General features: G+C 41.9%; 15 protein-coding genes. 2 read left to right on the forward strand and 13 right to left on the reverse strand.

Annotation, left to right across the window (positions count from 1 at the left end):
- Positions 1-915 carry a ubiquinol oxidase subunit II gene (gene cyoA, locus H3302_RS11805; protein ID WP_182395341.1) on the reverse strand — a complete coding sequence of 305 codons (915 nt, stop codon included), beginning with the start codon at positions 913-915 and terminating at the stop codon, positions 1-3.
- Positions 916-1151: 236 nt separating this feature from the next.
- Positions 1152-1571, reverse strand: a complete 420-nt coding sequence (locus H3302_RS11810) for a hypothetical protein (RefSeq protein WP_036966501.1) — start codon at positions 1569-1571, stop codon at positions 1152-1154.
- Positions 1572-1986: 415 nt separating this feature from the next.
- On the opposite strand from H3302_RS11810, the gene H3302_RS11815 reads away from it, so the two are divergent.
- The gene (locus tag H3302_RS11815; protein ID WP_182395343.1) at positions 1987-3342 is read left to right on the forward strand and encodes a M14 family zinc carboxypeptidase; all 1356 of its coding nucleotides are present in this window, start codon (positions 1987-1989) and stop codon (positions 3340-3342) included.
- Positions 3343-3408: 66 nt separating this feature from the next.
- Here the strand turns inward: H3302_RS11815 and nqrM are convergent, their stop codons facing one another.
- The 11 genes from nqrM to H3302_RS11870 form a co-directional block, all read right to left on the reverse strand.
- Complete coding sequence (gene nqrM / locus H3302_RS11820; protein ID WP_036966498.1) at positions 3409-3621, reverse strand: (Na+)-NQR maturation NqrM; 213 nt, start codon at positions 3619-3621, stop codon at positions 3409-3411.
- A 78-nt stretch (positions 3622-3699) separates the two neighbouring features.
- Positions 3700-4731 carry an FAD:protein FMN transferase gene (locus tag H3302_RS11825; protein WP_036966495.1) on the reverse strand — a complete coding sequence of 344 codons (1032 nt, stop codon included), beginning with the start codon at positions 4729-4731 and terminating at the stop codon, positions 3700-3702.
- Between the two features lie 115 nt (positions 4732-4846).
- Positions 4847-6073, reverse strand: coding sequence for an NADH:ubiquinone reductase (Na(+)-transporting) subunit F (nqrF, locus tag H3302_RS11830; RefSeq protein ID WP_036966491.1), 1227 nt, complete (start codon positions 6071-6073; stop codon positions 4847-4849).
- 17 nt (positions 6074-6090) lie between these two features.
- Positions 6091-6699, reverse strand: coding sequence for an NADH:ubiquinone reductase (Na(+)-transporting) subunit E (gene nqrE, locus H3302_RS11835; RefSeq protein ID WP_016708692.1), 609 nt, complete (start codon positions 6697-6699; stop codon positions 6091-6093).
- A gap of 10 nt (positions 6700-6709) precedes the next feature.
- The gene (locus H3302_RS11840) at positions 6710-7342 is read right to left on the reverse strand and encodes an NADH:ubiquinone reductase (Na(+)-transporting) subunit D (protein ID WP_036966488.1); all 633 of its coding nucleotides are present in this window, start codon (positions 7340-7342) and stop codon (positions 6710-6712) included.
- Positions 7342-8094 carry a Na(+)-translocating NADH-quinone reductase subunit C gene (locus tag H3302_RS11845; protein ID WP_036966485.1) on the reverse strand — a complete coding sequence of 251 codons (753 nt, stop codon included), beginning with the start codon at positions 8092-8094 and terminating at the stop codon, positions 7342-7344. Before H3302_RS11845 ends, H3302_RS11840 begins: the two co-directional genes overlap by 1 nt.
- Positions 8087-9289: an NADH:ubiquinone reductase (Na(+)-transporting) subunit B gene (locus H3302_RS11850; protein WP_036966483.1), complete on the reverse strand. Its 1203-nt coding sequence runs from the start codon at positions 9287-9289 to the stop codon at positions 8087-8089. The genes H3302_RS11845 and H3302_RS11850 overlap by 8 nt, the downstream gene beginning before the upstream one ends.
- Before the next feature lie 4 nt (positions 9290-9293).
- Complete coding sequence (locus H3302_RS11855) at positions 9294-10637, reverse strand: Na(+)-translocating NADH-quinone reductase subunit A (protein ID WP_036969071.1); 1344 nt, start codon at positions 10635-10637, stop codon at positions 9294-9296.
- A gap of 349 nt (positions 10638-10986) precedes the next feature.
- A complete protein-coding gene (gene fabV / locus H3302_RS11860; protein WP_065978656.1) occupies positions 10987-12180 on the reverse strand; it encodes an enoyl-ACP reductase FabV in 1194 nt (397 codons plus the stop codon).
- Positions 12181-12289: 109 nt separating this feature from the next.
- Positions 12290-12601, reverse strand: a complete 312-nt coding sequence (locus tag H3302_RS11865; RefSeq protein ID WP_074989043.1) for a BolA family transcriptional regulator — start codon at positions 12599-12601, stop codon at positions 12290-12292.
- Between the two features lie 71 nt (positions 12602-12672).
- Positions 12673-13260 (reverse strand): alpha-ketoglutarate-dependent dioxygenase AlkB, encoded by a 588-nt coding sequence (locus H3302_RS11870; RefSeq protein WP_075594431.1) that lies wholly within the window; start codon positions 13258-13260, stop codon positions 12673-12675.
- A 42-nt stretch (positions 13261-13302) separates the two neighbouring features.
- Between H3302_RS11870 and H3302_RS11875 the strand changes: the two genes are divergently transcribed.
- Positions 13303-14436: a methyltransferase gene (locus H3302_RS11875; RefSeq protein WP_182396417.1), complete on the forward strand. Its 1134-nt coding sequence runs from the start codon at positions 13303-13305 to the stop codon at positions 14434-14436.
- Positions 14437-14448 lie beyond the last annotated feature (12 nt).

The raw sequence follows: 14448 nt of genomic DNA on the forward strand, positions 1-14448 counted from the left end.
TTATTCCTCGTCCTCGCCGTGCCCTTTATGAGCAGAGTGCTCAGGCATTGCGTGTTGCATTGCACCGTGTGAGCCATGCGCTTGCATATACTTCATTACAATTGAATGAAACATATCTTTGTCTACACTGGCATAGTATTTAACTGGGTCGTATTCACTTGGCTTAGCTAGTTCAACATAGGTCTTTTTAGTAAGCGCAGACCCTGAATTTTTCACCTTATTTACCCATGCATCAAAGTCTGCTTGGGTTGGCGTGGCGATAGCATTAAACTTCATGCCTGTGAAACCTGCCCCACTGTAGTTAGCAGAGAAACCTTTAAAAGTACCCGGTTCATCAGCTATTAGATGCAGTTTGGTTTCCATGCCTGCCATTGAATAAATTTGGCTACCAAGCTGAGGTATGAAAAACGAGTTCATGGTGCTTTCTGAGGTAATCTTGTATTGAACAGGCACGTTAGCGGGAAACACCAACTCGTTGACTGTCGCAATGCCTTGCTCAGGGTAGATAAATAACCATTTCCAATTTAAAGACACCACTTCAACAGTGAGATGCTCACCTTTACCTTCTAGCGGTTTATAAGGGTCAAGCTCTTGCGTTGACTGCCATGTGATCACACCTAAAATAACCACGATGATAATAGGAATAGCCCACACCACCGCTTCAATCTTGTTAGAGTGAGCCCACTTAGGAGCATAAATTTCTTGGTCTCGTCCATCACGGTATTTCCATGCAAAATAAATTGTCATGGCAATCACTGGGATTACAACAATCAGCATTAATACCGTTGCTACGATGATTAAATACTTTTCGTCGGCCCCAATTTGACCTTTTGGATCAAGTACCCCGCCTTCACAGCCAGTCAAAACCAGCACTAAAGACGCTAGAGCAATATTACAAAGGTTACGAATTGACAAAGGAATATCCTACAACCTAAAAGTTAACACTTGTCGATAAGTACACGACGCTTTTCTGTAGCAACGAACGGCCACAGATATCCCTAGCCACATAACGAGCACAATTTATCGCCACGTTAAGAGAGGGAATAGTTAGGTTAGCTGACTGAAATTTGGACGTAGAAAGCCCACTAGGTGCTTAGTAAAGACAACTTAGAAAACGACTAAAATGGCTGAACTTAAGCAACAAAGCTTATTTACAGACAACCACTTACACGAGGAGGAGCACGACAGCCATGTGCGCTGTGTACTACTAAAGACTTTATCGTTTCACGTGCAGCGAAGGCCGCTTTACGTAAAATGACACCTGCACGACGCGCAGGAAAGAAATGGAAGACCAACCAGCATAAGCCAATTAATAATTGGCAAGACACCACGGGGTAAGCTAAAAAGCTCAATACATTAAGTAACGGTGTTTCATACAAAGCACCTTCGCTTAATAAACTTCTTAACTCATGTGCATCTTCTACCGCACCGTTAATTAGCATGGCTGAATTAATGATCAGCAAGGCTAAAACAGACAACAGTTCTTTGCCAGCAAAAAACGCACGCGCAGCTAATTGCAATCTAGCGAAACTAGATTGTTTAACACCTTGTGACGGATTAATTACTCGCAAAACACATGCCTTTTTATAACTTTGGCCGCAATAAAGGTAGACGCTCTACCCTATAATTAAGCGCGGCAACTTGATCTTCATCAATAAAGTTTCAGTAATTACTGAAATTTCGATGTGGAGTATAACAAAGTCAACGTACGGTACAAGTAGAATTTAACAGCACTGCGTTAAGCATTGTTTATTCAACTGATAAATAAATGTAAACAACCCCAGAATATGAAGCTAAGCATCTAAAAAAGCTAGAGTATTTAATATAGCAAAAAGCAATGCCTAAAAAGAAAATTGCATAAAAATGGCGTTTAAACACATACCTACTCAGTATCTACTTGTATTGTGTTACTGAACAAGGGTTAGCCAAGAGAGATAAAATATAATATTCTTCATTAAAACACGATTAAGAATAATAGAGTTATATATGTACCAGTATGCACTTACCACCGCCTTATTACTTAGCAGTTCACATACATTTGCAAACAGCATTGAAGACACCAGAGTTCATGGATTCGATAAGCCAGCAATTTATTACAGCGATATAGAACCCCAACTAAAAAAAGCTGCTATGCACCCTGCAATTACTTTGCAACAGCTAGGTAGCTCATACCAAGGGCAACCCATAAATGCACTTGATATTGGCTCTGGCGCTATTAAAGTAATGATGTGGAGCCAAATGCATGGCGACGAAAACACCGCAACAGCAGCACTAATGGATTTTTTAACCTTTATCACAGCGCCTGAAAACGCGGCATGGTTAAAAGAGTGGCAAACAAAGCTTACACTGCGCATTATTCCTATGGTTAACCCTGACGGTGCCGCCATTCAAACGCGCCACAATGCACAAGGGATCGATCTTAATCGTGATGCGAAAGCTCTGCGCACCCAAGAAGGGCAAATTTTAATGGCGGCTGCAACGCAATTTAAGCCTGATTTTGGCTTTAACTTACACGATCAAAATGCCTATTATGGGGCTGGCAAAAAAGGCAAACAAGCAACCATCTCTGTGCTCGCACCGGCTTATAATGAAGCTCGTGAAATTAATACCACGCGTGCAGAAGCGATGCAGTTTACGGCCCATTTAGCAGCCACGGTAGAAAACATGATCCCCGGCCACTTAGGCAAATACAACGACAGCTACTCATACCGCAGTTTTGGTGATACGTTTTCTGAAAAAGGGATTCGCACTATTTTAATTGAATCGGGTGCTTACCCTCAGGATCCAAACCGTCAAGTAGCGCGAAAAGTTAACCGTGTTCTTTATAAAAAGGCGATTGATTCTTTAGTAACGGGTGATTGGAAAAAAGCCACTGTAGCGCAGTATCATGCAATCCCATTTAATGCTAAAGATAATTGGGTCGACCTACTCATTGATGATGTGATGGTAAACAGTGAGATGGGTGACTATCAGATTGATATTGCCATAAATGATAAGGGTAGATTGCCTACCATCAAAGAACTCGGCGATATAAGTAGTATTCGCCAAGGTTACCAGACATTAGATGCCAGCAAATTGAGCTTTAATATAGGCAACAGCTACATTATTACGAAACCAATCACATTGACTGACAGCACTTATAAGGCGTTATTAAAAGAAGGCTATAGCTGTTTCTCAGGTCAGGTGCATAAACTCACGAATAACTCACAATGGCCTATATATACGTGTCCAAGAGTGTTCACCTCGATTCCAACACTTCATGCTCCTGCAGCCTTTTTGCTAACAGCAAACCATGCAAATCAATATGCAGTCCTGGGTGCTAAATTAATTGGGTTGAACTAGGTGCCTATTCGAGAATAAAAAATCGCGGGCATTAAAAAAGCGCCCCTTAGGCGCTTTTTTGTGTGGTTACAGAATTTGATTCTCTTTCCACGCTTGTTCTTTTGCCATGCGCTTTTTACGCTTGTCACATGGATCATCACAGTCACAGGCTTTATCGATACCCACGGCACCTAAGCCACCACAGCTACTGGCCATTGATTTCTTTTGCACAATCATGCCCACAGCCATCGCTGCCACAATTAAAATAAGTAGACCAAAAGTAAGAAGAAAAAGTGACATTGCTTTGCCCCTATCGTCAGCAATTAAATCAAGCCCAGTCGACTGGGCTGCACGTATTATAAACTGCTTCTTGCTCTGCTACAAATATGGTTTAAAGGCAGGGCTAGAATAAGTGACCAAGCCATTGTCTGACTTAGCAATTAAATACACTGGCAGGTCATGTTGTTCAGCGTATTTTTGTGCCCGCTCCATTCCCATTACCGTCAGTGCTGTTGCTAAACCATCAGCCGTCATTGCCGAAGGGTGCAATACGGTAACAGACACCAAATCATGGCGGCTTGGCATCCCCGTCACAGGGTCGATTAAGTGGCTATAGGTTACCCCATCCATCTCGTAGAAAATGCGATAATCACCCGACGTTGCAATGCCATTCGTGCCCGGCTCAATCACTTTATGTACTTTGCGCACACCCGGCTCAGCGTCGGGTTGTTCGATAGCGATTTTCCAGGTGATATTATCTGGCTTGATACCTGACACACGAAGCTCGCCGCCAATTTCGACCATATAATTTTCTAAGCCATGGCTTTCAATTACTTGCGCAACCTTATCAATACCGTAGCCTTTTGCTGTTGCTGAAAATGACAATTCTAAGCCATCCACCGTCTTCAGAAGACCAGCATCGCTTAACTGAAGCTTATCAACACCAATTTTCGCGACCATATCAGCCAGCGCTTCATCGCTTGGGCGTTTAGTCGGTTTTTTATCTGGACCAAAGCCCCATAAATCAATTAGTGGACCCATCGTCACATCAAGGGTTTTTGTAGATTCACCCAAACGAATAGACTCCGCAACGACCTGACGAAAATCATCACTGATCGGCATAACCTGCCCTGCAGGCAAACGATTAAATTGATTAATTTCTGAGTCTGGAATATACGTCGACATAGATTGATTAACCTCTTTCAGCACTTGCTTAATTTCAGGGTGCAAATCAATCCCTTCTAGCTTAGAAGGTTCAGCAAATACTTTAATGTGGTATGTCGTTCCCATGGTCTTACCTTCAAGGTAGAGCTCTTGGGCTTTATCTGCTTGGCTGCAACCAGCCATGAGTAAAGTAACAGTTAGTAGGAAAAAGGCCACAAAGCCTTGGCGATAAAACACTTTATTCATAGCAACTCACCTTTTGGATACCAATCGACAGTGGTATAGAAATAAAAAAGCCTCGTAACACGGTGTGCTACGAGGCTTGTATTCTAACCAAAACTAATTGTTTTGTGTATGGGTGTTAGCCACCGAAGTCATCTAATAAGATGTTTTCGTCTTCTACACCTAAGTCTTTAAGCATGTTGATAACAGCTGCATTCATCATTGGAGGACCACACATGTAGAACTCACAATCTTCTGGCGCTTCATGATCTTTCAAGTAGTTTTCATAAAGTACGTTATGGATGAAGCCTGTGTAACCTTCCCAGTTATCTTCTGGTTGTGGATCAGACAGTGCTGTATGCCATACAAAGTTATCATTTTCTGCTGCTAAGCCGTCGAAATCTTCAACATAGAACATTTCACGCTTAGAACGCGCACCATACCAGAAACTCATCTTACGCTTAGATTTTAAGCGCTTAAGTTGGTCAAAGATATGTGAACGCATTGGTGCCATACCTGCACCACCACCTACGAATACCATTTCTGCATCAGTGTCTTTCGCGAAGAATTCACCGAATGGACCAGAAATAGTAACCTTATCGCCTGCTTTAAGTGACCAAATGTACGACGACATTTTACCACATGGAAGGCTTAGGTCTCTTGGCGGCGGCGTAGCGATACGCACGTTAAGCATAATAATGCCTTCTTCTTCTGGGTAGTTAGCCATTGAGTAAGCACGAATTGTTTCGTCGTCTACTTTAGACTCCAGATCGAAGAAACCAAAGTGGTTCCAGTCGCCACGATATTCTTCAGGAATATCGAAGTCAGCGTATTTAACGTGGTGCGCAGGGGCTTCGATTTGAATATAACCACCGGCACGGAACGGAACTGATTCGCCATCAGGAATTTGTAACTTAAGTTCCTTGATAAACGTTGCTTTGTTATCGTTTGAGATAACTTCACAATCCCACTTCTTAACACCGAAAATTGACTCTTCAAGTTCAATTTCCATGTCGTTTTTAACATTAACCTGACACGCTAAACGGCAGCCTTCACGGGCTTCACCTTTAGAGATGTGATCAAGTTCTGTTGGTAAGATATCGCCGCCACCTTCTTTAATGTGTACACGACACTGGCCACATGAGCCACCGCCACCACATGCAGATGATACGAAAATACCTGAATCAGACAGCGCGCCTAATAGCTTGCTACCTGCAGATGTTTTAATAGCTTTTTCTGGGTCGCCATTAATACCGATGATGATATCGCCGCTTGCAACTAACTTAGATTTAGCACCAATGATGACTAAAACTAGTAGTACAACGATAGCGATGAAAACACCAACACCTAAGAAAATCTCATTCATGATTTATCCTCGCTACCTTAAAGTGAAATACCAGAGAATGACATAAAGCCAAGACCCATAAGACCAACAGTGATGAAAGTAATACCTAAACCACGTAAGCCATCAGGAACGTCTGAGTACTTCATTTTTTCACGGATACCAGCAAGTAATGTAATTGCTAGTGCCCAGCCCACACCTGAACCGATACCATAAACAACAGACTCGCCGAAGTTATAGTTACGTTCAACCATGAAAGATACCGCACCGAAGATTGCACAGTTAACTGTGATCAAAGGTAAGAAGATACCTAACGCGTTGTATAGTGCAGGGAAGAACTTATCTAATGCCATTTCAAGAATTTGTACAAGTGCTGCAATAACACCAATAAATGTCAAGAAACGTAAGAAGCTAAGGTCTGCTTCTGGGTAGCCAAGCCACTCTAATGCACCCGGTGCAAGAACAGCGTGGTAAACCAAGTTATTTACTGGTACTGAAATACCCAATACCACGATAACTGCCACACCTAGGCCGATTGATGTAGTTACTTTCTTTGATACTGCAAGGAAAGTACACATACCTAGGAAGAAGGCTAAAGCTAAGTTTTCAATGAAAACCGCTTTTACAAATAAACTAATATAATGTTCCACTGCTCGCCCCTTACGCTTTTGCTTCTACTTGGTCTTTCTTAACGGTACGAAGTACCCAAATGAATAAACCAATAATGAAGAATGCACTCGGTGGTAAAATCAATAGACCCATTGGTTGATACCAGCCACCATTTTGTACAAGTGGGATAATATCAACACCGAATAGTGAACCTTTACCGAATAACTCACGGATGAAACCAACCGTCAATAGCACGACTGAGTAGCCTAAACCATTACCGATACCGTCTAAGAAAGACATCAGTGGTGGTGATTTCATTGCGTATGCTTCCGCACGACCCATTACGATACAGTTAGTAATGATTAGACCAACGAATACAGATAGCTCTTTTGCAGTTGCGTAAGAGAATGCCTGTAAAACTTGGTCAACAACGATTACCAGTGACGCAATGATCGTCATTTGCACGATAATACGTACAGATGATGGGATCTGGTTACGAATACATGAGATAAAGAAGCTAGAAAACGCAGTTACAAGTGTCAATGCGATTGACATGATTAGTGCATTTTTTAAGCTTGATGTAACCGCTAGCGCAGAACAAATACCAAGTACTTGAAGTGCGATTGGGTTATTTGCGAATACCGGGCCAAATAGGACCGACTTCATTTCTTTAGTATCAGCCATTATTTCAACGCTCCTTCACGTACTTTCGCAAGGAATGGACCAAAGCCATGCTCGCCAGTCCAGAAGTCAACTGTATGATCAACACCGTTTGACGTTAACGTTGCACCTGAAAGACCATCGATTTGATGTTCATTGCTCGCACCGCTCTTCATGATATTGATTGGTAACTCTTTACCTTGCCATTTAGCAGTCCATTGTGGGTTTTGAATCTCACCACCAAGACCAGGCGTTTCATTGTGCTTGAAGAAATTGATGTTCTTAACAGTTTCACCATCGCTCTCAAGCGCTAAGAAGCCATACATTACACCCCAAAGGCCGTAACCTTGGATAGGAAGAATGATTGCATCTGTAGAACCATCTGCTTTTTTCGAGATATAAACAGGTGAATTTTTCGTCATACGCTGGATACCCGCGATGTCTTTAATTCCTTCTGCTTTCAACGCAAAGCTACGCGCTTGGTCGAATTTAGATTTCTCGAAATCAAATGAGTTAGGATCAACACCTTCAACAAACTCACCTGTGCTCATGTCTACTACGCGTGCTTCAATTTTTGAGTTGAAGGTATCTGAAACAGTACCCGAAACTTCAATGTCTGCAGCCGCTAAGATATTACGCTGAATATCTTGTGTTTTGTTAGCTTGCTGTAAAGGACGAAGCTGAACTGAAGCAAACGATACGATGATTGCACACACTAAACATAGTGCAACAACAACGGTTAGCGTTTTGCCGATTGATTCGTTATTACTAGACATTACGTGCCAACCTCCGCTTGATATTAGCTTGCACTACAAAGTGATCGAATAATGGCGCAAATAAGTTAGCAAATAAGATTGCTAGCATCATACCTTCTGGGAATGCCGGGTTAACAACACGGATCATTACAACCATAAAGCCGATTAACGCACCGTAAGCGAACTTACCTTTGTCTGTGAATGATGCAGATACTGGGTCTGTTGCCATGAAGAACATACCAAATGCAAAACCACCCAATACTAAGTGCCAGTGCCAAGGCATAGCAAATACAGCGTTCGTTTCAGAACCAACCGTGTTTAGTAAGAATGACGTTGCAACCATACCTAGGAAAACACCTAGCACGATACGCCATGAAGCAATACGCACATAAATCAGGAATAAACCACCGATTAATAGTGCAAGTGTTGATGTTTCACCAACAGAACCTTGAATGAAACCGTAGAATGCATTCCACCATAGTTCCATGTTGCTGTAATCAAGTGAGCCAACAACTGCCTGACCTAGCATAGTTGCACCAGAGAATGAATCTACTGCTGTCCATACTGTGTCACCTGAAATTTGTGCAGGGTATGCGAAGAATAAGAACGCACGACCAGCAAGCGCAGGGTTTAGGAAGTTACGACCTGTACCACCAAAGATCTCTTTAGCGATTACAACACCAAACGTAATACCTAGCGCAACTTGCCATAGTGGAATCGTTGCAGGCAGGATTAGTGCAAATAATACAGACGTTACGAAGAAACCTTCATTTACTTCGTGCTTACGCACTGAAGCAAATAATACTTCCCAGAAACCACCGACAATAAATGTTGTCGCGTAGATTGGTAGGAAGAAGCAGGCACCGTAAAACATTTTCGCGCCCCAACCTGATTCAGCAGATAATTCACCGCCAAACAATTGGAACAGACCAACTTGCCATGAGTTTGCTAGTTCAAAACCTTGTGCAAGCGCACCTGCGGCCTGATGACCGATGTTGAACATACCAAAGAACATAGCAGGGAACGTCGCCATCCACACTAAAATCATCATACGTTTTAGGTCGATGTTATCGCGAACGTGTGTTTTGCCTTTATTTACGTAACCAGGCGTGTAAAAAATAGTCGCTGCAGCTTCGTAAAGCGCATACCATTTTTCGTGTTTACCACCCGGTTCAAAATGCGGCTCAATATCTTCTAGAAATTTCTTTAAACCCATCTCTCTAGCCTTCCTTCTCGATCGTAGTCAAGCAATCGCGTAGGATTGAACCGTACTCGTATTTACCTGGACAAACGAAGGTACATAACGCTAAATCTTCTTCATCAAGCTCTAGAGCACCTAACGTTATAGCACTATCAAGGTCACGTGCAATTAAGTCACGTAGTAATAATGTAGGTAAGATGTCTAAAGGCATAACACGCTCATAGCTACCAATTGGAACCATGGCACGCTTAGAACCACCTGTCGAAGTCGTCATGTTGAATAGACGGCTTGGCGTTAGGTGAGATAAGAAGGTACGTGTTACTGAGAACTTGTCAGAACCTGGCGCAATCCAACCAAACAATTCTTTTTCGCGACCTTCAAGTAATACAGATACTTGAACATGGTAACGACCTAAGAACGCATGTGGACCTTGTGAAATAGAACCTGATAAAACAGAACCAGAAATAACACGGTTATCACCGTCTTCTAATTCACCAGCGACTAAATCATCTAAAGAAGCACCTAACTGAGTTTTCACTAAGCGTGGGTTTTTAACACGAGGACCTGCAAGCGAAACAACACGATCTGTGAAGATTTCACCTGTTAGGAATAAATTACCAAAGGCAATAACGTCTTGGTAACCTAAGTGCCAAACCTGCTTGCTAGCAGAAACTGGGTCTAAGTGATGAATGTGTGTACCCACTAGGCCTGCCGGGTGTTTGCCACCAAACTCATGTACTTCTACTTGAGGGATTGATGAACTAGGCACTTGGCTACCAGCGTGTTTACAAACAAATACTTTGCCGTCAGTTAAACGAGATACCACCGCTAAACCCGCTTCAAATGCTGCAGAATTCTCAGCAATAATAACTGCAGGATCTGCAGCTAACGGGTTAGTGTCGATAGCCGTTACAAAAATAGAGCTAGGATTTGCATCCAACGCAGCTATTCTGCTGAATGGGCGAGCACGAAGTGCTGTCCATTGGCCTGACTGAACAAGTACTTCTTTCACTTTTTCACGGTCTAAGCTCGAAAGCTCGTCGGCCTTGAAAGAGTCAAAGGTGATTTGCTCACTGCCATTAACTTCAATAACAACAGATTGCAGCACACGTTTAGCACCACGATTAATTTCTTTAACTACCCCAGAAGCTGGTGCAGTAAATAATACGCCTGGGTTCTTTTTGTCTTCAAAAAGTACCTGGCCTTTTTTGACTTGGTCATCCACGCGGACATGCATGGTTGGACGCATACCAATATATTCTTCACCTAGCACAGCTACACGTTTGACGGCAGAGCCATCATGAATAACTTGCTGAGGTGCGCCCTCTATCGGTAAATCCAGACCTTTTTTTATGTTGATCATACGCACTTGCATTACATTAACGGAAAGAAACTGAAAAATCGTACCAACTACGTCGCTCTTTGATATGCTCAAGTCAAATTCTTAGTATCTAAGAACAGCTTGTTTAACACCCCAAACAAGCAACGCAGTAAACTCCTCACATATATTGCCCGAATTTTAACATCAATCAGGGTGACTATGCGAGAGCAAATATTAAATTTATACGACTGATGTGATTATTTAGACTACAAAATCCATTTGAATAAAATTCAATATAGACCAAAGTGCTATTGATGCCGTTTTATTTTAGAGAAAAAACAAAAAAGTCGCTTAAAAAAGCGACTTTTATAAATTTAACGTTTTTTATCGATTAATCGATCAACTGAGAAATTTCAACAACAGGATTCACATCTTGCTCGTAATCAACGCTGTCGATACCAAAACCGAATAAACGTAAAAACTCATTATGGTAACCCACGTAATCGGTTAATTCGTCAATCGTTTCTGTATCAACGGTATCCCAAACATGTTGTACACGTGCTTGCACATCGTCTTCCAACTCTTTGTAGTTTTGGAATAAATGACCACCGTCATCAAAACGAGGCGTGTCGCCGTAAAGGTTTTCAGTAAATAGCGCGTGAATTTGCTCAATGGTGCCTTCGTACGTACCATCTGCTTTCATTACTTTGAATAATGCAGAGATATAAAGTGGCATAATTGGAATTGCCGAGCTTGCCTGCGTTACCACAGCATTTAAAGAAGACACATACGCTTCGCCATTTAAGTCTTTTGTTGACTCTTTAATCGCTTGCGTTGCACGGTCAAGGTCTTCTTTTGCTTTACCAATTGTCGCATGACCGTAAATTGGCCACGTTAACTCTTTACCAATATAGGTATACGCTGTTGTTTTGAAGTTATCAGCAAGTACATCGGCTTCTTTTAATGCATCAATCCACATTTCCCAATCTTCACCGCCCATTACTTTAATTGTATTGTCGATGTCTTCTTGGCTTGCCGCTTCAACCGTTACTTCATCAATCACACGCTTAGACGTATTTAAGTTTTTAGTCGTGATATCTGAACCGATTGGCTTTAATGTAGACGAATATGTCTCACCCGTATTTGGGTCTGTACGACGTGGTGACGCTAAGCTGTAGATAACTAAATCAACTTTACCTAAGTCTGCTTTGATAGTCTCAATTGCTTTTTGCTTGATTTCATTTGAAAACGCATCGCCATTGATGTTTTTAGACCACAGACCAGCTTCTTCCGCAGCGGCTTGGAATGCAGCGGTGTTGTACCAGCCAGCAGACCCTGTTTTACGTTCTGCCCCTTCTTTTTCGAAGAAGATACCTAAGGTGTTTGCGCCGCCACCAAATGCAGCCGTAATACGTGATGCTAGGCCGTAACCTGTTGACGCACCAATGACTAATACATTTTTAGGTGCATTGCTTAGTGGTCCTTGCGCTTTCACATAATTAATTTGTTCTTGTACGTGCTCAGCACACCCTACTGGATGCGCGTTAGTGCAGATAAATCCACGAATTTTAGGCTTAATGACCATTGATCATCCTATATCTATCACAATAAAAATTAGCGCTAGTTTAAAGGCTAATAGTAAAAATACAGGTCTGATCAGTCATATAAAATATATAACTGATCACACCATCCAATTAATCAAACTTAGAACCGCCCATACACGCAGGTGATTCAGGCGCTTGCCCTTGATGTTGTGCAAATTCATCAGGCGTAAACGTGTGTATCGCTAAAGCATGAATATGATTAGCAAGCTCATCTTTTAATAACTCATTTATTTGACGATGACGGGCTAGTAAGCGCTTACCTGCGAACTCTTCACTCACTACAATCACTTTAAAATGTGAATCAGTGCCGCGACTATGCATATGACTTTCATTAACAACATTCAGGTGCTTGCACTGAATACCCGCGGCGAGCTTTTGCTCAATTTGTTGTTGCATTGACATCTGTCATAAACCTTTTAGCAAAATAATTGAGCGTTACTATATCAAGGGGATGGTTCATTTTTCCAATGATTTTACATTATTGATCTAAAGGTCAGGTTAATTCGTGGGTGCTTAAGCTTTTGCTGCTTAGGTAAACTATGCAGATAATCCCGTTGGCTTGTGCCATTCATTACTAAGCAACTGCCACTTTGTAGCACGATACTCTGTTGCTCATTGGTGTGTTTATGTTTTATTTTGAACACACGCTCAGCCCCCAGCGAAATAGACGCAATCGTCGGTTGCTTGCCAAGTTCGGGTTCATCATCACTGTGCCACCCCATACAGTCGTGGCCATCTCGATACAAATTAACCAATAAAGCATTAAAAGGTATCTGTAACTGCGCCGTTAAACGTTTTCGCATAGCATCCAGCACATCAGGCCAAGGTTCAACAATCAATGTTGATCCTGAGTAAGCGTAATTAACGTTTTCATCAGCAATAAAACACTGCAAGCGTGGGATAACATGACGTTTGCCATACACCGTAATTTCGGGCTGTTGCCAATGTAGGTTTTGCTCTAAGTAATAAAATAAGTCGAGGCTTTTTTGGGCACTAAGAGCTTGGGCCTGATAAGAAAAGCCATTTGGTAGATGATTAGGGTTGGCGTTTGGCTGTTGCATGTTAGAATTTACCTATACTTAAATACTTATCGTAAAAACATGATGACCACCCAAGCACAGCTCGGTGATAGCACCTATACCCTTGAACGTTTTCCTTTAGATCAAAAAAATCGTAGCCTCCAAGCCTGGGACTCTGGTGATGAGTACCTAATTGATTATGTACATGAACACCATCCACACGCAAATTCTGTCCTTATTCTCAATGACAGCTTTGGGGCATTGGCATGTGCATTTAACCAGTTAACCGTTTATTCAGTTAATGATTCGTATATTGCCCATCAGGCCACCCTTTATAATTTAAACGCCAATGAGTTAAAAGCGGATTCGTTAACGCGCTTAAACTCACTTGAGAGTTTACCAAACCACGTTGATTTAGTGATCTTAAAAGTGCCACGAAATTTAGGCTATTTGCAACATCAATTAGCAGCGATTAGTGCAGCATTACCTGCTGGTATTGATGTAATAGCCGCGGGAAAAACTAAAGAGATTCATAACTCGACAATAAAAGCGTTTAGCCAGTTTATCGGTGAAACAACAACCAGCTTAGCCGTAAAAAAATCACGCTTAGTCATAAGTAAAACAAGTGGATTAGATAAACACGCTGCATTTCCGGTTAGCTGGCCACTGGAGGGCAGCGAATTTGAAATTCAAAATCACGCAAATGTTTTCTCGCGCGATTCATTAGATATCGGCGCCCGCTTTTTCTTTAACTATTTACCACAAACCAGTAAAGCGCGCAGTATCATCGATTTAGGTTGTGGCAATGGTGTGGTGGGTTTAATGGCTTTAAAACGTTGCCCTAAAGCACAGCTTACGTTTGTTGATGAATCGTATATGGCGGTTGAGTCAGCACGACTCAATGTTGAAACTAATTTACCCGAACAATTAGCACACTGTGAGTTTGTGCAAAACGACTGCTTAACCGATTTTGCAGCGAATAGTGTTGACCTGGTGTTATGCAACCCACCTTTTCATCAGGCGCAAGCTGTCACAGACCACATTGCTTGGCAGATGTTTAAACAAGCTAAACAGACGCTTAAACCTGGCGGCGAGTTAAGAATAATTGGTAATCGTCATTTAGACTATCATGAAAAATTAAAGCGTATGTTCGGCAACTGTAAGTTATTAGGTTCTAATAAAAAGTTTGTCGTGCTTAGTGCGATTAAAAATAATTAATGGAGCAATATA

It is taken from the genome of Pseudoalteromonas sp. MT33b, assembly GCF_014117385.1.
GTDB lineage: Bacteria > Pseudomonadota > Gammaproteobacteria > Enterobacterales > Alteromonadaceae > Pseudoalteromonas > Pseudoalteromonas lipolytica.